This is a genomic window from Facklamia sp. P13064 (genome assembly GCF_050409425.1).
GTDB lineage: Bacteria > Bacillota > Bacilli > Lactobacillales > Aerococcaceae > Facklamia.
The window spans coordinates 16,894-35,361 of record NZ_JBNUPM010000005.1 but is presented as its reverse complement, the minus strand read 5'-3'; the positions used below and the strand labels follow the sequence as shown (position 1 = coordinate 35,361).

18 protein-coding genes are annotated in these 18,468 nt (G+C 36.5%); 7 read left to right on the top strand and 11 right to left on the bottom strand.

The window, feature by feature from the left end; genetic code table 11:
* Positions 1–63: 63 nt before the first annotated feature.
* The 4 genes from ACQV2S_RS03310 to ACQV2S_RS03295 are packed head-to-tail and all read left to right on the top strand — an operon-like array spanning position 64 to position 3,185.
* Entirely contained in the window at positions 64–513 is a 450-nt protein-coding gene (locus tag ACQV2S_RS03310) for a flavodoxin (RefSeq protein ID WP_428873581.1), read from the top strand.
* Between the two features lie 15 nt (positions 514–528).
* On the top strand, positions 529–1,770 hold the full coding sequence (locus tag ACQV2S_RS03305; protein ID WP_428873580.1) for an aminopeptidase: 1,242 nt from the start codon (positions 529–531) through the stop codon (positions 1,768–1,770).
* Positions 1,771–1,794: 24 nt separating this feature from the next.
* Positions 1,795–2,067: a hypothetical protein gene (locus ACQV2S_RS03300; RefSeq protein WP_428873579.1), complete on the top strand. Its 273-nt coding sequence runs from the start codon at positions 1,795–1,797 to the stop codon at positions 2,065–2,067.
* A gap of 5 nt (positions 2,068–2,072) precedes the next feature.
* Positions 2,073–3,185, top strand: a complete 1,113-nt coding sequence (locus ACQV2S_RS03295) for a glycosyltransferase family 4 protein (protein ID WP_428876296.1) — start codon at positions 2,073–2,075, stop codon at positions 3,183–3,185.
* Between the two features lie 628 nt (positions 3,186–3,813).
* Here ACQV2S_RS03295 and map read toward each other — a convergent pair.
* The 7 genes from map to ACQV2S_RS03260 form a co-directional block, all read right to left on the bottom strand.
* A complete protein-coding gene (gene map, locus ACQV2S_RS03290) occupies positions 3,814–4,572 on the bottom strand; it encodes a type I methionyl aminopeptidase (protein ID WP_428885014.1) in 759 nt (252 codons plus the stop codon).
* A 45-nt stretch (positions 4,573–4,617) separates the two neighbouring features.
* Positions 4,618–5,409 carry an acyl-ACP thioesterase domain-containing protein gene (locus ACQV2S_RS03285; RefSeq protein ID WP_428885013.1) on the bottom strand — a complete coding sequence of 264 codons (792 nt, stop codon included), beginning with the start codon at positions 5,407–5,409 and terminating at the stop codon, positions 4,618–4,620.
* Positions 5,410–5,493: 84 nt separating this feature from the next.
* On the bottom strand, positions 5,494–5,739 hold the full coding sequence (locus ACQV2S_RS03280) for a GlsB/YeaQ/YmgE family stress response membrane protein (protein WP_428873575.1): 246 nt from the start codon (positions 5,737–5,739) through the stop codon (positions 5,494–5,496).
* Positions 5,740–5,848: 109 nt separating this feature from the next.
* Positions 5,849–7,000 carry a glycosyltransferase family 4 protein gene (locus tag ACQV2S_RS03275; RefSeq protein WP_428885012.1) on the bottom strand — a complete coding sequence of 384 codons (1,152 nt, stop codon included), beginning with the start codon at positions 6,998–7,000 and terminating at the stop codon, positions 5,849–5,851.
* 97 nt (positions 7,001–7,097) lie between these two features.
* Complete coding sequence (locus tag ACQV2S_RS03270) at positions 7,098–8,366, bottom strand: DEAD/DEAH box helicase (RefSeq protein ID WP_428885011.1); 1,269 nt, start codon at positions 8,364–8,366, stop codon at positions 7,098–7,100.
* 61 nt (positions 8,367–8,427) lie between these two features.
* Positions 8,428–9,438, bottom strand: a complete 1,011-nt coding sequence (locus ACQV2S_RS03265) for a Gfo/Idh/MocA family protein (RefSeq protein ID WP_428873572.1) — start codon at positions 9,436–9,438, stop codon at positions 8,428–8,430.
* Between the two features lie 25 nt (positions 9,439–9,463).
* Positions 9,464–11,167 (bottom strand): M3 family oligoendopeptidase, encoded by a 1,704-nt coding sequence (locus ACQV2S_RS03260; protein WP_428873571.1) that lies wholly within the window; start codon positions 11,165–11,167, stop codon positions 9,464–9,466.
* A 129-nt stretch (positions 11,168–11,296) separates the two neighbouring features.
* Here ACQV2S_RS03260 and ACQV2S_RS03255 point away from each other — a divergent pair, with 129 nt between their 5' ends.
* The 3 genes from ACQV2S_RS03255 to ACQV2S_RS03245 all read left to right on the top strand — a co-directional run bounded on the left by ACQV2S_RS03255 (position 11,297) and on the right by ACQV2S_RS03245 (position 14,125).
* Complete coding sequence (locus ACQV2S_RS03255) at positions 11,297–11,620, top strand: hypothetical protein (protein ID WP_428873570.1); 324 nt, start codon at positions 11,297–11,299, stop codon at positions 11,618–11,620.
* A 15-nt stretch (positions 11,621–11,635) separates the two neighbouring features.
* The gene (uvrC, locus tag ACQV2S_RS03250; RefSeq protein WP_428874873.1) at positions 11,636–13,447 is read left to right on the top strand and encodes an excinuclease ABC subunit UvrC; all 1,812 of its coding nucleotides are present in this window, start codon (positions 11,636–11,638) and stop codon (positions 13,445–13,447) included.
* 486 nt (positions 13,448–13,933) lie between these two features.
* Positions 13,934–14,125: an IS3 family transposase gene (locus ACQV2S_RS03245; RefSeq protein ID WP_428885033.1), complete on the top strand. Its 192-nt coding sequence runs from the start codon at positions 13,934–13,936 to the stop codon at positions 14,123–14,125.
* A 129-nt stretch (positions 14,126–14,254) separates the two neighbouring features.
* Here the strand turns inward: ACQV2S_RS03245 and ACQV2S_RS03240 are convergent, their stop codons facing one another.
* The 4 genes from ACQV2S_RS03240 to gatC all read right to left on the bottom strand — a co-directional run bounded on the left by ACQV2S_RS03240 (position 14,255) and on the right by gatC (position 18,461).
* Positions 14,255–15,142, bottom strand: coding sequence for a YitT family protein (locus ACQV2S_RS03240; protein WP_428873568.1), 888 nt, complete (start codon positions 15,140–15,142; stop codon positions 14,255–14,257).
* A gap of 110 nt (positions 15,143–15,252) precedes the next feature.
* On the bottom strand, positions 15,253–16,683 hold the full coding sequence (gene gatB, locus ACQV2S_RS03235; RefSeq protein WP_428885010.1) for an Asp-tRNA(Asn)/Glu-tRNA(Gln) amidotransferase subunit GatB: 1,431 nt from the start codon (positions 16,681–16,683) through the stop codon (positions 15,253–15,255).
* Positions 16,684–16,693: 10 nt separating this feature from the next.
* A complete protein-coding gene (gene gatA, locus ACQV2S_RS03230) occupies positions 16,694–18,160 on the bottom strand; it encodes an Asp-tRNA(Asn)/Glu-tRNA(Gln) amidotransferase subunit GatA (RefSeq protein WP_428885009.1) in 1,467 nt (488 codons plus the stop codon).
* A gap of 1 nt (position 18,161) precedes the next feature.
* Positions 18,162–18,461 carry an Asp-tRNA(Asn)/Glu-tRNA(Gln) amidotransferase subunit GatC gene (gatC, locus tag ACQV2S_RS03225; protein ID WP_428873565.1) on the bottom strand — a complete coding sequence of 100 codons (300 nt, stop codon included), beginning with the start codon at positions 18,459–18,461 and terminating at the stop codon, positions 18,162–18,164.
* Positions 18,462–18,468: the final 7 nt, after the last annotated feature.

The window sequence follows — 18,468 nt, the reverse complement described above, 5'->3', positions numbered from 1 at the left end:
TTGCTATGAAGTTTGATATAATAACACAAGGTTTAAAACAACTTAACCTTAAGGGGGAATATAATGGCAGAGGCATTAATCATTTTTGCAAGTCTTACTGGAAATACCGAAGAAATGGCTGATATTATTGCTGAGCGTCTTGAAGCTCACGGTATCACTACTGATGTGGTTGAAGTCATGCAAGCAGATGCAGAAGACTTTTTAGAATATGATGCTGTATTAATCGGTTCTTATACTTACGGAGTCGATGGAGTACTACCAGACGAAATGCTAGATTTTTACGATGATTTGGGTGAATTAGATCTATCAGATAAAGTCTTTGGTGTTTTTGGTTCAGGCGATACTTACTATGAAGTCTTTTGTGGTGCTGTCGATCACTTTGAAAAACAATTTTTAAAAGTAGGCGCTCAAGCTGGTGGCCCATCATGTAAAATTAACTTAAATGCCGAAGGTGAGGATATTGAACGTCTTCAAGCTTTAGCTGATGGTATTGCTGAAAAATTAAATCAATAAGGAAAGAGGTATACTATGACTTTAAAAAATTTTGATCAACTTCTTGAAAAATATGCAAACTTAATCGTCAATAAAGGAATTGCAGTTAGTAAAGAAGATTATATTTTAATTTTCGCTGATCTTGATCAAGCCCCATTAGTTCGCTTAGTGACTGAAGCTGCTTACAAAGCAGGTGCTAAGTTTGTTAAAGTAAATTGGGCAGACGATACATTAACTCGTCTTCATTTTACCCATCAATCTGAAGAAACACTGACCGATATTCCGCAATTTATAATTGATGAAGGCAATTACTTTGTAGAAAAAAGAGCTAAACGTATCTCACTACGTTCAAGTGATCCAAATGTTCTTAAAGGAATTGATCCTGCAAAAATAAACGCAGCAAACCGTGCTTCTTCTCAAGCTATGAAAGATGTACGTATTGCGACACAATCAAATCTTGTTTCATGGTTAGTTGTTGCAGGTGCAGGTAAAGAGTGGGCTGCTCTTGTTTTCCCTGAACTAAAAACTTCTGAAGAACAAGTAGACGCTTTATGGGATCAAATTTTTAAAACAACACGTATTTATGAAGAAGACCCAATTAAAGCTTGGGATGAACATGAAGAACGTCTTAGCGAAAAAGCACGCTTCCTTAATGAACAACAATTCGATCAGTTGCATTATACAGGACCTGGAACTGATTTCACTGTCGGCTTACCTAAAAACCATGTCTGGGAAAGTGCCGGATCACTTAATGAAAAAGGCGAAGTCTTTATTGCTAACATGCCTACAGAAGAAGTCTTTACAGCTCCAGATTCAAGACGTGCAGAGGGCTATATTTCTTCTTCTAAACCATTAGCTTATGGTGGAACTATAATTGATGAAATGAAATTCACTTTCAAAGACGGTAAAGTTACCGAAGTATCAGCCAAAGAAGGTGAAGAAACCTTACGTCAACTGGTAGAAGAAAATGAGGGTTCTGATTCCTTAGGTGAAGTAGCGCTTGTTCCGCATCAATCACCAATTTCTCAATCAGGCATTATCTTCTTCAATACTCTATTTGACGAAAATGCTTCTAACCACATCGCATTAGGACAAGCCTACGCTACTTCTGTAAAAAATGGTGCTAAAATGAGCCAAAAAGAGCTAGAGGAAGTGGGACTTAATCGCTCGAATGTTCACGTGGACTTTATGGTAGGAAATGCGGAAATGAATGTTGATGGAATCTCAGTAGATGGTACTGTTACCCCGATCTTCCGTAAAGGTGAATGGGCATTTTAATCACTTTAGAAGGAGGTGTTAAGGATGGTAACCCCTTCAAACTTTAACACAAATTTTGAAGAAGAAATAACCAAACACATTGAAGAAATAGATCGACGGGTAGACCGAACCGGTTGGCCGCTTCTAATCATCGGCATCATTATTTTCTTCTTACTTGTTTATCTGTCTGTAAAAGCTTTCTCTATTCCAACAACGAAAGAATATGAAGGCAGTCAAGCTGCCATGAATCAAAAAGTTGAAGATTTAGAAAATCGACTTTCTTCATTAGAAGCCCTAATCGAAGAAGGGCAAGAGTAGATAATATGGATATTTTACATATTAATTCCTATTTCTCAACTTCTGGTTTATTTAAACAAGTCTATGATCGTCAAGTAAAGCAGGGACATAAATTAAAAGTTTATGTCCCCATTTCGCATCAATTCCCTCAAGAAAGAGTAGCAGCTAGTGGAGATTACTTAAATCTATCTAGAAATCACGATCAATGGATGCGCTGGTTTTTTCCACTTAAACACCATAAGATTTGGCAAGATTTAAAAGAATCATACAGTTTAGATAGCTTTGATCTTACTCATGCACACTCACTCTTTTCAAATGGTTGGTTAGCTAGACAAGTTTATCTTAAATATCATGTCCCCTATATTGTTGCTGTACGCAATGCGGACCTACATACTTTTTTTGAAAAAATGCCATGGATGCGAAATGTGGGCTTAGATATTATGCGCGATGCCAAGCAGATTATCTTTATTTCACAAAATACTTACCAACAGGTTTTTAATCGCTTTATACCCACTAAAGAATTGGATAATCTTAAAGGTAAAAGCCAGGTCATTGCTAACGGCATTGATGATTATTGGCATAACAATCGCTTCAATGAAAAGAAATTTATTTGTCATCAGCCACTGCGTATTGTAACCGCTGGTAAAGTATCTTCTGGTAAACGTTTTGTTGAATTAGCTAAAATGATCGAACACTTTTCAAAAAAATACCAAGCAGCGGAGTTACATATTGCTGGTCCCAATTGGGATGCTAAAATTCTCAAGCAATTGCAAGCAATGGATCATATTACCTACCACGGCGCTTTAAACAAAGCTGAAATGGTCAGTTTATATCGTTCAATGGATCTTTTCGCCCTACTATCTTTCCCTGAAACCTTTGGATTAGTCTATCCAGAAGCAATGAGTCAAGGTTTGCCAGTAATCTATACTCAAAACGAAGGATTCGATTCATTTTTTAAAAATTACCATGTAGGCGTTTCTGTAGATCGATTTGATCAAACAGCTTTCGATCAAGCAATTCTTTATATTTTAAACCATTATGAACGTTTGTCTCAAGATGCTTTAGAAGCAATCAACCCCTTCAAATGGGATGAAATAATTAGCCGCTATGAAAAACTCTATCAATCAATTATTTCCTAAAGGCTTCAATCATAAAAACAAGGGGCTGGAACAAAAGGGCTGCTCAGCCCTGCCTCAAAATTTACAGCGAGCCCAGATTGGAAAGTTACTTTCCAATCTGGGCTCGCTACTTTGCGTATTGACGTAGATTATTGGCCATAAATATTCGCTCGACATCGGTCTTAGAAAAGCTATTGCGACCGTTGATGTGCTTGACAAGTGGTGTTTTTTTCTTTACTAGGAATAAAATCCTAGGCAGTTTTTCGGTGATGCTTTTTGAGACGACGGCCTGAAAAATTGCCTTTAGAACAAGCAAATAACAATACTTTAAGTAAGACACGAGGATGATAAACAGGTCGCCCATCGGCAAGTTCAAGTGGGCGAATATTTGCTTCTGGAATCTGTTCGTAGAGCTCGCTTAGTAATGGATCTTATCAAAGGCAAGCAAGTTTAATTCATAATACACTGTTGCTACATAGAAAGCCCCTCCTAAATAGTTTTGTGTTTCCTACTATTATAGTAGGAAACGTTTTCTATGTTTATATTGTTAAAGAAAAAGTCCGATTAACGATTGTACCGTTTACCGAACTTTCTTTAATTATTCAGGGCTTTTGTTCCAACCCCTTGTTTTTATTTTTAAACAATTAAATTATATTTCATTTTCCTGTTGAGTCAATAAAATAGGTCCGTCTGGTCCAATAGCTAATGAATGCTCGTACTGGGCACAGTATCCTCCGTCTCGGGTTCTGGCCGTCCAACCGTTGGTATCCATCTTCATTTTCCAATCTCCTGTGGTTACCATTGGTTCAATGGTAATTGTCATACCTTCTTTTAATCGAAGTCCCTTGCCTTTTATACCATAGTGAGGAACAGCTGGTTCTTCATGGATAGTAGGACCAATACCGTGACCAATAAAGTCGCGAACTACACCAAAGCCCTCTTTTTCCACATATGTTTGAATAGCATGTCCAATATCCCCTATACGATTCCCAGGTCTAGCTTGTTCAATCCCGCGATATAATGCTTCCTTGGTAACCTCCATTAATCGCTTATGCTCTGGACTAATTTTACCTACCGCATAACACCAACAAGAATCAGAGATAGCTCCATTAAAATCTACACAGAAGTCTACCTTTATTATATCACCAGCTTTTAAGCTACGATTAGATGGGAATCCGTGACATATCTCGTCATTAACACTGGTGCAAGTAGCAAATTTATAACCTTCGTAGCCGATTTGGGCAGCGACAGCTCCAGCTGCTTCAATTTTATTTTGAACAAATTGATCGATTTGTTTAGTAGTTAGCCCCGCTTTTATAAAATCCCGTAATGCTACATGAATATCAGAAAGGATTTTTCCTGATTCTTTCATGGCTTGAATTTCTCTTTCAGATTTAAGTGTGATCATTAATAGCCTTCTTTCTAATTTCATTATCGAATCTATTATAACGAATTACAGCTCTTTTTCCAGCCATTCGATTTCAATCCGAGCCGCTTCTTGCTGATTAGTAGCATTATAAATAGTTTGATAAGTTATTATTTTTTTAGCATCAGTTTGAGTCTCTAATTTGACATTAGCCTCTGTAAGAATTTTAACTTGATGCTCTCTAAGCAACTCTCGACCATACTTAATCGCTAAGTTTTTTATGTCATAATTATTTTGTAACCAAGAAGGAAGACTACCAATGGACCAATTTATATAAACAAGATTATTGACATGATGATTAAAATCAATATCTTGATTTGTTATAGCTTGGTCTTTTTCTTTCCAAAGAGTTATATCGTCAGGAAAATTAAGCTTTATTTTCTTAACCTCTTGTTGGTGGTCAATAAGTTGTAATTCTTCTAACTTTTTATGAGCAATACGGACCATTTTCCTAGTTTTTAAATTAATCACCGCGAATTGCATCTGACATTCTAACAAAAGATGATCTTTAGACCTTATCTCGAACCACCGCTCTAATAAAAATCGGTTGGCCTGAATAATCTTAGTCTGAACTTCAATCGTATCACCATATTGAGGCAGTTGATTGATCATGCAGATGTTTTGCGTAATTACCCAACTTTCATCCTGCCCCAAAATAGAGTCAGTTTGATCAAATTGATTAACTTGATCATGCCTTGTGGAAGTTTCCAGAACAGCTTCTAATAGTTTAGTAAAATTATTACTTTTATTTTCTGGATCGATAAACCAATCAGTATTTATTTTAAATGTTTGAGTATAAGACGTCAGTTTTTCCACCATGTCATTTCCTCCCAAATAAGAATATCAGTAAATAAAGAAAAAAGGCAGGTTCAATGAACCCGCCTAAGTGTTAAGCTAATCAACTTATCTTGTTTTCTTTAAGACAAAGGATACTACTGCAATCAGAATAATCGCTCCAATTAATGATGGGAAAATAGCAATGCCAGATACTACAGGGCCAAAATTAGAGAAGAATTGACCACCTATCCATGAACCGATGATACCAGCAATGATATTTCCAATAACTCCCCCAGGAATATCTTTACCTAGAACCATACCTGCTAACCATCCAATGATTCCTCCAACAATTAAAGTCATAATAAGTCCCATAATTATACCTTCTTTCTTTCATTTCTATATAAATTATATAACAAATTACTACATTTTGCGAATCCTTTGTTTTGTCCTTACCCTATTAAGCGTTTGATGAGCTGCTCTTTTATTGATTTACTAATTTACTAAGATGTGAGAGTTTTTGAGAACTAAGATGAATTGTTTCTTCATAATAATTTAACAGCATGCTGGTGGCGTTTTTCCATGAATATTTTTCAGCTTCTCGACGGGCTCTTAACCCCATTTTCTTAAGCTTTAAAGGATTATCTAAAATCTTTAAAGCTTCCATTAATGACTTTATATTCCCTGATTGATAAATCATTCCTGTTTGGTTGGGAGTAATTTGTTCTAGGGTAGGACCATTTTCAGCAGCGATTACCGGAACTCCTGAAGCCATCGATTCTGAAATAACTAAGCCAAAAGTTTCTGAAACAGATGGGAATATAAAGGCGTCTCCTGTTGCATATGCCTTAGACAAGTCTTCTCCAGTTAAAAAGCCAGTGAAGGTCGTTTTTGTGCCTGTAAATAATTCTTCTAAATGTTGGCGCTCTGGACCATCCCCAACAATTGCTAAACAGATATCCTCTCGGTAAGAAAGGATTGGTAATAAATGATCTAAATCTTTTTCAGCAGCAAGTCGTCCAACATAGACTAGTAGTTTTTGATTATCTAATCCAAAAGTCCATTTGTTATATAAATTCTGATCAAAAAACTTAGGATGCCTCTTTTTAAGGTCAATACCACGCGGCATAACTCCTTCAGCAGCTATCCCCTGTTGGATTAATTCTACTTTTAAACTTTCTGAAACAGTAACATTTAAATCAGCGTCATTATGCCAAAAGCGAATATAATCCCATAGAATTGGTTTCAAGAGCGGTAAATTATAGGAATCAAGATAATCAGGCAAGTGTGTATGGTAGGAAGCTAATAAAGGAATTCCCAATTGCTTAGCATATTTAACAGCAGAAGTTACCATGAAAAACGGATTGACTGCATGAATAATATCAGGTTTAAAATTTTGAATAATTGTTTTCATTTTGCGAGAAGGTAAACCCCAAGGACGTGATTTGTATAAAGGAAAGTTAAAAGAATCCATCGGTATCACTTCTACACCCTTATACTCAGTAATTCCTAAATCAGGTGATACGACAATTATTTCATGACCCAAGTCCTTCATAGCAATTGTCATATGAGCAAGGCGTGTACAGATACCATCTGTAGCAGGTACAAATGTTTCTGTTGCTATTAAAATTCTCATTTCACTTCTCCTTTACCTTAATGTCCTATCTTAATAATTATTATAACGCAATGATAAAAAGATACTGTAAATTTATTGTAAAATTTAGGTAAAGCTTTTATTTTTCCCTTTTGCGCGGTTTCCCAATGTTTTTAGTATTACGCTTACGATTTTTCTTTTTAGCTTTGACTGCTGTTTTTGGTTTTTTTGGATGTGATTTACTCTTAGTTATTCGTTTACTAGACCGTTTTATTTCTTCCTCCTCAGGCCATTCATTTAATAATTTACGATCATAAAGCACTCTTTCTTCTAAGTGAATACTACTGTCATCAAGCATATTTTTTAGGTCTATAGCTTCTTGTTGATTGACCAGTGAAATAGCACATCCCTCATTCCCCATGCGTCCAGTTCTTCCTGAACGATGATAATAAGTACGCACATCTCGTGCTGGATGATAATGAATAACATAAGGTATTCCTTCTATATCAAGTCCTCTAGAAGCTAAATCCGTCGTTAATAAATAGATTGTTTTTTGCTGTCTAAACTGTTCTAAGGCCATTTGTCTTTCTCGATTGGTTAATTGACTATGAAGTACAGATATGGATAAATTTTCAAAAATCATTTTTGCAGCAGCTCTTTCTAACTCACTAATTTGATCAAAAAAGACAATCGCTTGCATGCTTTCAATTTGAGCCAAACGTTTTAACATATTTGTTTTTTGTCGATTGTTAACTTCTAGGTACAAATGTTCAGTTTGCATATTGGCTGAATGCATTGAAATTTCTAAACGATCATATTCATAATTTTTTGCTTGTAAATAATCAAGAAAATCTTTACTTTTAGTAGCTGAAAAATAATAGCGTTTAATATCTCTCATGAGGTGTTTCTCAATCATTTCAATGTCTGCTATTTGCTGCTCACCTTTTGAAAAAAGATAGTCTGCTTCATCATAGACAATCCATTTAACCGTGTGAACCTTCAGTTTAGATGTTTGCTTTAGTAACTCATTAAAACGTCCAGGAGTTGCCACAATAAGCTCCGGTTTATTTTTTAATTTTTCAATTTGTCTTTTGACATTAGCACCGCCAACAATACTCATAGAAGTCATTCCAAGTAATCGGCTCCATTCATCCACCACTAAAAAAATCTGCTGAGCTAATTCTTGAGTAGGGGCAAATATGATGGCTTGTAGATGTTGGTTTACTTCAATCTTTTCTAGGATAGGAAGCAAATAGGCCAGTGTTTTTCCCGTACCAGTTGGCGAAATAGCTACAACCGGCTCTTCATTTTTAAGGTAGGGATAGACTTGTTTTTGAATAGGTGTTGCCTCGGAAAAATGTTTTTCTTGCCAGTGTTTTTTTAATTGTGTATTTGATAATTCCTTCATACAATCTCCTTCTTCATGAAAGAACGGCTAAAAGTCATTGACTTCTAACCGTTCAAGGGTCTTATAATAGTTTAGCTGACTGACGTAATAACTCAAGAACTTGAACCACTTGCAAGGATAATTGTCTCCAGTTCTCATACAATATTTCTTGATGAATTGTTTTTTCTTCAAGGATCATATCTGAAAAGCTTAATAACTCATCAAACATTGGATTAGCTGGTAAATAATCTATGATTTGGGCCTTCTTACCCTCTGTGTTAACTAAACTCACCTTGGTTAAGCGTGAGATATCATTAATGATAAAAGTTTCTTGGCCAATATAAATTTCACTCGGCATCAAAGAATGAACAGTCTTGGACAAAAAGATTGAAACTTGTGTTTGAGCATACTTTAAAATGACTGTACCAAACAAATCAACTTGTCGTCCATCATCTATCGCATGATAGTAAACAGATTCAGGAAGACCAAATAAGTCGAGCGCTATGTATAAAGGATAGACACCTAAATCCATCAAGGAACCACCATGAAAATCAGCATTAAAAACATTCGGAACTTGCCAACCCTTTTCTTTGGATTCTAAGTAAGTTTCATAGCGAGAAGAGTATTGTCCCATATTAAAGTTAGCACCATATAAAGGACTGTCCAACTCTTTCATTTTATGTTTAATTAAAGGCTTCAAACGACTATAATTTCGACTATGATAGTGCATTGCCGCTTCAAATACATAAACTCCGACTTCGTCAGCGAGTGAATAGAGCTCATGCCATTGAGCCGAGGAGGTTACCATAGGTTTTTCAATAATTACATGCTTTTTTGCTTTTACAGCTTGGATAGCCTGCTGAAAATGAAAGGAGTTAGGACTAGCGATATAAATCACTTCGATTTTAGGATCATAGAGAATATTATTTAATTCATTGGTAAAATAATCGGCATCATGTTTTTGTGCAAGCTGTTTAGCCGAGTCAAGATAACGTGAATAAACCGCTGTGAGATGGTAACGCTGTGTTAACCGAGCCGCATTCATCATTTGCTCAGTAATCCATGAGCTACCGATCGTCGCATAGTTCAACATGACAAACGCTCCTTTAGGATCACCATTATTTTCTTAAAGTTTCTTCATCGACTTGGTCGAGGTAGGCCTCTATACTTGCTAAAGTATCCGCAAGATTGCCAGGTTCAAATGGTGACTTCAAGTTCCCTGTTGCAATAATTTCTGTGAAAGTCTGAGTTCCCCCAACCTTACAAATATTCAAATAATCTTCCCAAGCTTTTGGATCATGATCTACTTGGCTACGTTTCCAGAATTGGAAAGCACATACTTGAGCCAAAGTATAATCAATATAATAGAAAGGCATAGTGAAGATGTGCAATTGTTTGAACCACCAGCCTCCATTTTCATAGAACTCATTGCCTTGGTAATCAATCCAAGGGTTGTAAATTTTTTCTAATTTTCTCCAAGTTTGACGACGTTCTTCTGGTGTCATGTTTGGATTTTCATATACTTCATGTTGGAAGTGGTCCACACAAACACCATAAGGAATAAATTGAACAGCTCCAGCTAAATGTTGATACTTAAACTTCTCAATGCTATCACCAAAGAAGTTTTTCATCCATGGCCAAGTTAAAAATTCCATTGACATTGAATGAATCTCACAAGACTCTAAAGTTGGCCATACAGCTTCAGGGGTTTGAATCCATCTTGAATTATAAACTTGGAAGGCATGGCCTGCCTCGTGAGTCAATACTTCAACGTCGTGTGATGTACCATTAAAGTTGGCAAAAATATAAGGCGTCTTGTAATTTGGTAGATACGTACAATAACCACCTGTATCTTTACCTGGTTTAGACTCTAAATCTAAAACATCGTATTCAATTAATAAGTCAATGAACTCACCTGTTTCTGGTGATAATTCATGGTACATTTCAACACCTTTAGCAACAATCTCTTCTGGACTTCCTTCAGGTTTGGCATTGCCTGTAGGGAAAGTTAGACCTAAGTCATAAAAGGCTAGCTTATCCAAACCTAGACGTTCACGCTGACGTTCAAATAGTTTCTCAGCTAAAGGTACGACATGTTTTTGCACTTCTTTGCGATAGACTTCAACGTCCTTACGGTCATAGTCTAAACGTGCCATACGCGCATAACCCACTTCAACAAAATCTTTAAAACCTAGCTTTGTTGCAATTTCGTGACGCGTTTTAACTAATTGATCATAAATACGATCAAACTCATCTTGGCGTTCTAAATACCAATCAGTAATTAACTCAGAAGTTTCTTTACGTACTTTTCGATCAGCATCTTGAGTAAAGGCGCCAATACTTGATAAGTTATAAATTTCACCTTTATACTCAATTTCAGCAGAAGCTTTTAACTTACCATACTCTGATACCAAACGATTTTCCTTTTGTAATAGCGGTATAATTTCTGGAGAAAAGATTTTCAAATGATTTTCTGCTAACTTAAAGAAAGTGTGAGGTAGTTCTTCTTCTAATTCTTTACGATAAGGTGAGCCAAGTGTAGCTCGATAATAGTCACTTTCCCACTCACTAATAAGGGGTGAGTTTTCATCCCAGAAATCCGTTTCATCTGAATAGAATTGATCACGGGTATCCACTGAATGACGAATTGAAGTTAATGTTGAATTCGTTTCAATATCTCTTTGAATGTCTTGAATGGCCTTAACCGCTGCAAGTGCATCCTCAGCCGATTCAGCTTTTTTGATTCCCTCAATTTGCTGTTGGAATGACTGTTTTAAAAGAGACATATCTGGTCTTTTATATTCGAATTCATTGAATTTCATGCTTCCACATCCTTTTTTATTTATTATTTTTATTATAACACAGCGTGAATATGCTGAAAACGATTTAAAAATAAACTTTTTTGACTGCTTTTGCTATACTATATCTAAGTGAATTTAAGGAGCATCCAAATGACTAAGAAATTTCAATATAAAGGGATCGTCATTTATCAAAAATTAATTAAGGCCAGTGATCCGACATTGGTCTTATTTAAATTGAAACTAATCAAGCATCCATTAAATCCTATTGACTTAATAAACCAAGAATTTACTGCTTTGATTGCCCGTAAAGCTTTAACTTTTATGTATGAGGTTATGGTGGGAGATCAGATTCTTATATACGGACACTTTAACAATAAAAAGCAATTTATTACTGAAAAATATCTTATTGAAAAAAGAGTCCCCCGCTCATATGAAAAAGTAATCCAACAACTCCCTAATCAAAAAAAACTCTAGAAAGGAGACCCATCCTTGCCTAAAGAAAGCCCTGAAGAAATACGACATAATATTGAACAAAGACTCCCTTTATTACCTGAATTGCCCGGATGCTACTTAATGAAAGATGCTAATGATAAAATTATTTATGTGGGTAAAGCTAAAAACTTAAAAAACCGCGTGCGATCTTATTTCAGAGGAGCCCATGATAGTAAAACAGCAAAACTGGTTTCTGAGATTCATCATTTTGAAACAATTGTTACCAATTCTAACAAAGAAGCTTTGATCCTTGAAATTAATTTGATTCAACAATACAAGCCGCAATACAATATAAAACTTAAAGATGGCAGTATGTATCCTTATTTAAAAATAACTAATGAAAAGGACCCTCAATTAATTATTACCAATCGAGTTCTTAAGGATGGCGGACATTATTTTGGACCTTTTCCAAACGTACAAGCCGCTACAGCCACTCAACAATTATTACATAAAATTTATCCTCTAAGACGTTGTGGTAAAAATGAAAAGCGCGCTTGCTTTTACTACCATTTGGGACAGTGTATTGGTTGTTGTGATCATCCCGTTTCAAAAGAAACCTACCAAAAGCAAATTAATCGGATTAAACGTTTCTTTAATGGTGAAGTCGGTCCAATTAAAAACGACTTGAAGCGCAAGATGTCTGAAGCAGCTGATAAGCTAGAATTTGAACAAGCTGCTGATTTACGCGATCAGATTGAATATATTGAGACAACCGTTGAAAGACAAGCTATTATGAGTCAAGATTATGATAATATGGATGTCTTTAATTTCTATTATGATAGGGGATGGATATCTATACAAACCTTTATGTTAAGACAGGGTTCTATTCTTAAACGTAAAGCTGCTCTTTTTCCTAGTTATGGTGAAAAAGAACCAGATCATGAACTAACAACTTATATTGCTCGCTTCTATAAAGAGCAATATAATGTTATTCCAAAAGCTATCTTAGTCCCTGCTTCTGTTGATCAAGAGGTTTTAGAAGAAGTCTTTGAAATTCCTGTTCAAACACCTCTTAGAGGAAAGAAAAAGGCAATGCTCGATTTGTGTGAAAAAAATGCTAAATTAGCTTTAGATGAGAAATTCCGCTTAATTGAAGCTAGCACACGTAAAACGCTGGGCGCCATCGAAGAGTTAGCAGAGGCCCTTCAAATTGAACAGGCTAATCATATTGAAGCATTTGACCACTCACATATCCAAGGTGTTCATACGGTCTCGGGGATGGTTGTTTATCAAGAGGGTAAACCAGATCGCAAAAATTACCGTAAATTTAAGATTAAGAGTGGAGATGGAGCCAATGAATTTGCTCATTCTCAAGAAGTAATCAGGCGTCGTTACACTCGCTTGCTCAAAGAAAATAAACCATTACCTGATTTAATTTTGATGGATGGAGGGATTATACAAGTAAGAGCCGCTAGAGATGTCTTGGAAAATGAGTTAGGATTAGCTATCCCCGTAGTCGGTATGGTTAAAAATGATAAACACAAGACGGCCTCCTTACTGGAAGGTTACACTGAAAAGATAGTCGACCTTGATCCGCGTTCCCAAGCCTTCCACTTTATTCAAAGAGTGCAAGAAGAAGTTCATCGGTATGCAATATCTTATCACCGAAAAGTACGTGCTAAGAGTCAGGTGGCTTCTATTTTAGATACTATACCAGGAGTTGGCCCGGCTACACGCTCTAAACTTTTAAAACACTTTAAATCATTACAAAAAATTAAAGAATCTGATGTAGACACTCTGCGTAGATTGGGCATTTCCCGTCCGACCTCAAAACGAATTCTCGAATTTCTTAATGATTCTAATAACTGATAAGAAAAACCTTGCATAATTGGCACTGACCCCGAATAGTGAGACAAACATAAAAACACCTCCGTTGAATTCGTGTGAAATGAATTTAATGGAGGTGTTTGATTAGGGTTAATCACCTAGCTTATTCTGCAGAAACAAAATGGAAATGTATTGAATTGAAAAATGAAAGCCGGACTAATAAACAAATAATGGATGAATTAAACATTAAGAACACATCTCAAGTAAAAACTTGCTGGCGTTGGGATCGTTAAGGTCAAACCTAGCGCTTCAATCAAGCTGGAGGTAAAGAATAGACTTATGGCAAAGGACTAGAAGAACTTAGCGAGATAGATCCACTCAAAATCAAATTAAAACGTCATCAAGCAGCGATGGATGTCCTAAAAAACACAAAGAGTTGAAGAGGAGTGGGTACCAAAAGTAGTCGTCGAAACGGTTGAAAGTTTAAAAGCACATGTTTCGGTGAATTTAATCCTCTCCTGCTAAGGGATCGCTCGATCTACTTATTATCGTTGGAAAGTTCGTATAAATGCTAACCTAGAAAATGAAGGGAAAATTAAAATTGGACAATTATGTAAGAAACAGCCTTTCACCTATGGTTACCGTAAAATCACCCATTTAATCAACTTAGAAACAGAAAAAACTGTTAATCATAAGCGAGTTCAACAAAAATTAGGCTAGGTGTCACCGGTTCAATACCGACAACAAACAGCCTAACAAAGGTGTTCTTTATTCTGTCCCATTTATGGGGTGCAGTGCCAAATCATGCAAGGTTTTTATAATTATTCTTAAGAAATAGAAAGCATTATATTAGCCATTTGTATTTAAAATACTTTCGTCAGTCTCTAAAGTCATTTCTTCAGGTTCACGTAAGAAGGTAAAGCCTTCACCATCCACTTGTTGAACATCGTTAACCGCAATAAATGCTTTAGGGTCAATATTATGAACAATCTTTTTAACCGCCATTAGCTGACGATTGGAAACCACCACATATAATATTTGTCGTTGAGCCTTTGAGTAGAAGCCATAACCAGAGAAGATAGTAACCCCGCGCTTAACTTTATCCATAATTTCATTACCAATTTCTTCATGTTTTTCTGAAATAACAAACAGTGCATTTTTAGGATTGTAACCTGTAACCCAGAAGTTTAAGATTCGGCTATACAGGAGAATCCCAACAATGGAAATAGCGCCTTTTTCTAGACCAATCGCAAAAAATAATAAGGAAATAATCACTCCATCAAATATTAGTAAAGCATTTGAAACGCTAATTCCAACATACTTATTCAAAATTAAAGCAAGAATATCTGTACCTCCGGTTGATCCACCGCCACGAATGACAATTCCCAATCCTGTTCCCATAATTACCCCTGATACTAAAGGAGCAACTAATTGGTTATCTGGAATGAAAGGGGTAGGCTGAACGACTTTTAAAAAAAACGAAAGTGCAGCAATTGATAAGAGCGTATAAACAATCGTCATTTTACTCAATAATTTCCAACCAATAATCAGAATAATCACGTTTAAAACGAAGGCGGTCTTAGGAATATCAAAGTTTAGAGTATAGTGAAGAAAGAGGGTAAAACCAGTAACTCCGCCATCTCCCAACTCGTTCGGTAAAGATACTAAGTTGATAGCTAATGCGACTAAGAATGTTCCGACGATTGTCATTAATAATGACGATATGATATTTTTCATTTTTACACTTCCTATCTTCTTTTATAAATGGCTTTTCTTATAATTGTTTGAATCCAGTAAAAACGACACAAATGTCGGTTTTCACTTGTCTCGTTTATGATTCCTTATAGCTACATTGTTTGCAATTTTTCAAGGATTAACTCATTAACGACTTGGGGGTTTGCTTGACCTTTAGTTTTTTTCATAACTTGTCCTACAAAAAATCCAACAGCTCGATCTTTTCCATTCTTATAGTCTTCAACGGATTGTGGATTATTTTCAATAATATCTTCAATCAAAGGTTTCAATTGGGCTGGATCTGAAAGTTGAGCAATTCCTTGAGCTTCAACAATTTCTTTAGCGTTGCCCCCTTCTTGAGCTAATATTTTGAAGAGTTTTTTGGCAATTTTGGAAGAAATTGTTCCTTTATCAATTAGTTGGATCATTTCTGCTAAATTCTTAGGAGTTAAAGCTGTTTGAGAAAGCTCAAGCTGTTGTGCATTTAGATAAGCAGATACTTCTCCCATTAACCAGTTGGAAGCTTGCTTTGCATCTGCTCCTTCTTGAATAGTTTCTTCAAAGAAATCTGACATTTCCTTTTGAAGGGTTAAGACCATGGCATCGTATTCCGGAAGCTGATAATTCTCAACATACTTTTTACGACGCACTTCTGGCATTTCTGGCATCGTTTGCTGGACTTGATCAATCCATTCTTGTGAAATAGTTACCGGTGGTAGATCTGGTTCAGGGAAGTAGCGGTAATCTGCCGCCCCCTCTTTAGTACGCATTAGAATCGTTTGTCCTGTTTTCTCGTCATAACGACGTGTTTCTTGATAAATGATACCACCAGATCTTAAAATATTTTCCTGACGTTTTTCTTCAAACTCTAAACCTTTGCGAACATAATTAAAGGAATTTAAGTTCTTGATTTCAGTTTTTGTCCCGAAAGCTTCTTGGCCAAAAGGTCGAATTGAAATATTACCATCGCAGCGTAAAGAGCCCTCTTCCATTTTCACATCCGAAACGCCTGTATACATTATTCTCTCCCGTAAGGCTTCTAGAAAGGCGTGGGCCTCTTTAGGGGAACGAATATCTGCTTCGGTAACAATTTCAATTAATGGCGTACCTTGGCGATTTAAATCAACATATGAATAGCCGTCCACTCCGTGTGTGTTTTTTCCTGCATCTTCTTCCAAATGAACACGTTCAATACGTATCCGACGTTTTTTTCCTTCTACTTCAATATCCAGGTATCCATTAGACCCGACCGGTTGATCAAATTGAGAAATTTGGTAGGCAGATGGATTATCCGGGTAAAAATAATTTTTACGATCAAACTTCATCTGCTTAGCTACCTGGCAATTTAAAGCTAGAGAAGCTTTCATTCCGTATTCTATCGCTTGGCGATTCATAGTCGGTAACGCTCCCGGATAGCCCCAATCTTTCTCATTGGTATTGGCGTTGGGATCCACACCGAAGCCAACAGGTGAGGAAGAAAAGATTTTAGATTGGGTTTTTAATTCCACATGGACTTCAAGTCCGATTACTGTTTCAAAATTCATCTAGATCCTCCTATAGTTTAGGTGCTTGCTTAACAAAGTCGTGACCTTGCTCAAAATCATAAGCCATTTGGTAAAGTAAGGCTTCGCTATCCACTGGGCCTGTGAGTGCCATTCCAATAGGCAAGCCCTTGCTATCAAAGCCGGCAGGTACAGATAGGCTGGGTATTCCAGCCAAATTAACCGGGATTGTCAACAAATCTGCCACATACATTTTGAGCGGATCTGAAATGCGTTCACCAATTTTGTAAGCTGTCGAATTAGTGACCGGTCCCATAATAAGATCGAATTGATCAAATACTTCTTTAAAGTCTTGAATAATTAATGAGCGCACTTGCGCTGCCTTCTTGAAGAATTTATCATAGGCGCCTGAGCTTAAAGAATAAGTCCCTACCATTAATCGTCGCTTGACTTCAGGACCAAAGCCTTCAGAGCGAGATTTTAAGTAGATTTCTTCTAAATTTTCAGCTGCTTTTGAACGATAACCGTAGCGAATACCGTCATAACGCTGTAAATTAGATGAAGCTTCCGCAGAAGCTAGTATGTAATAAACATTAATCCCGTACTCAGAGTGAGGAAGAGAAACTTCTTCAACGATTGCTCCTTTACTTGTAAAATAATCAGCTGCTTTTTCCATTGCTTGACGAACATCCGCATCAATGACCTCTGATTGATATTCTTTAGGAAAAGCAATTCGCTTGCCTTCAATGGATTGACCAATCAAACTGCTAAAATCTATTTTTTCGTCGGCTAAACTGGTCGCATCATTTGGATCATGCCCCGCAATCACTTGTAAAAGTAAAGCGTTATCTTCAACTGTTAAAGTCATCGGTCCGACTTGATCAAGACTAGAAGCAAAAGCGATCACTCCATGACGAGAAACACGACCATAAGTTGGCTTCATTCCAACAATACCTGTATAAGAGGCAGGTTGACGAATCGAACCACCGGTATCGGTTCCTAAAGCTGCTGGCACCTGTCTAGCGCTTACGGCTGCTGACGACCCCCCCGAAGAGCCTCCTGGTACTCTTTCAAGATCCCAAGGATTTTTACTTGTTTTAAAATAGGAATTTTCAGTAGATCCTCCCATAGCGAACTCATCTAGGTTAACCTTACCCACTATAATGGCTCCTGCCTTTTTTAATTGTTTTATAACAAAGGCATCATAAGTTGGCACAAAATCTTCAAGCATTTTACTGGCTGCAGTTGTTTTAAAATCAGCTGTTAAAATATTATCTTTGATTGCTATAGGAATGCCTTTTAATAATTTTGAATCATTATTCGAATAGCCTTCTTCATCTGCAGCTTTAGCCACTTCAAAAGCCGGCTCTTTAAAATCTTCATAATTTAAAAAGGATTGAACAGCACTCTCCAAAGTCTCAATTTGCCGGTAGGTATGTTCAAGCAATTCGACAGCTGTAAATGTTCCTGATTCTAGCCCTTTTTTCATCTCAGTAATGGTTGTTGGGAATTTTTTCATCTTAATCTCCTTTTTCATCTTCGATAATCACTGGTACTTGAATATAGCCTTCATTTACTGTTGGGGCATTATCCAATAAGGCTCGATAAGACGGATTAGGGACTGCGATATCTTCACGATAAACATTCTTCAACTGGTTACCATGATAAGTCGGCTCGACACCTTCCGTGTTCACCTCTTGTAAATGCTCAACCATTTCAACAATCTCTTGGATATTTGGAGCAAATTGGTCCAGTTCTTCCTCACTAAAACTTAATTTGGCTAATTTTGCAACATGCTTAATTTCCTCGCGTGTAATCATTCTTTTC

Excerpts from the sequence above, each read along its gene's own strand:
- ACQV2S_RS03310 (WP_428873581.1), top strand. The coding sequence starts at position 64 with ATGGCAGAGGCATTAATCATTTTTGCAAGTCTTACTGGAAATACCGAA.
- ACQV2S_RS03305 (WP_428873580.1), top strand. The coding sequence starts at position 529 with ATGACTTTAAAAAATTTTGATCAACTTCTTGAAAAATATGCAAACTTA.
- ACQV2S_RS03300 (WP_428873579.1), top strand. The coding sequence starts at position 1,795 with ATGGTAACCCCTTCAAACTTTAACACAAATTTTGAAGAAGAAATAACC.
- ACQV2S_RS03295 (WP_428876296.1), top strand. The coding sequence starts at position 2,073 with ATGGATATTTTACATATTAATTCCTATTTCTCAACTTCTGGTTTATTT.
- map (WP_428885014.1), bottom strand. The coding sequence starts at position 4,572 with ATGATCACACTTAAATCTGAAAGAGAAATTCAAGCCATGAAAGAATCA.
- ACQV2S_RS03285 (WP_428885013.1), bottom strand. The coding sequence starts at position 5,409 with ATGGTGGAAAAACTGACGTCTTATACTCAAACATTTAAAATAAATACT.
- ACQV2S_RS03280 (WP_428873575.1), bottom strand. The coding sequence starts at position 5,739 with ATGGGACTTATTATGACTTTAATTGTTGGAGGAATCATTGGATGGTTA.
- ACQV2S_RS03275 (WP_428885012.1), bottom strand. The coding sequence starts at position 7,000 with ATGAGAATTTTAATAGCAACAGAAACATTTGTACCTGCTACAGATGGT.
- ACQV2S_RS03270 (WP_428885011.1), bottom strand. The coding sequence starts at position 8,366 with ATGAAGGAATTATCAAATACACAATTAAAAAAACACTGGCAAGAAAAA.
- ACQV2S_RS03265 (WP_428873572.1), bottom strand. The coding sequence starts at position 9,438 with ATGTTGAACTATGCGACGATCGGTAGCTCATGGATTACTGAGCAAATG.
- ACQV2S_RS03260 (WP_428873571.1), bottom strand. The coding sequence starts at position 11,167 with ATGAAATTCAATGAATTCGAATATAAAAGACCAGATATGTCTCTTTTA.
- ACQV2S_RS03255 (WP_428873570.1), top strand. The coding sequence starts at position 11,297 with ATGACTAAGAAATTTCAATATAAAGGGATCGTCATTTATCAAAAATTA.
- ACQV2S_RS03240 (WP_428873568.1), bottom strand. The coding sequence starts at position 15,142 with ATGAAAAATATCATATCGTCATTATTAATGACAATCGTCGGAACATTC.
- gatB (WP_428885010.1), bottom strand. The coding sequence starts at position 16,683 with ATGAATTTTGAAACAGTAATCGGACTTGAAGTCCATGTGGAATTAAAA.
- gatA (WP_428885009.1), bottom strand. The coding sequence starts at position 18,160 with ATGAAAAAATTCCCAACAACCATTACTGAGATGAAAAAAGGGCTAGAA.
- gatC (WP_428873565.1), bottom strand. The coding sequence starts at position 18,461 with ATGATTACACGCGAGGAAATTAAGCATGTTGCAAAATTAGCCAAATTA.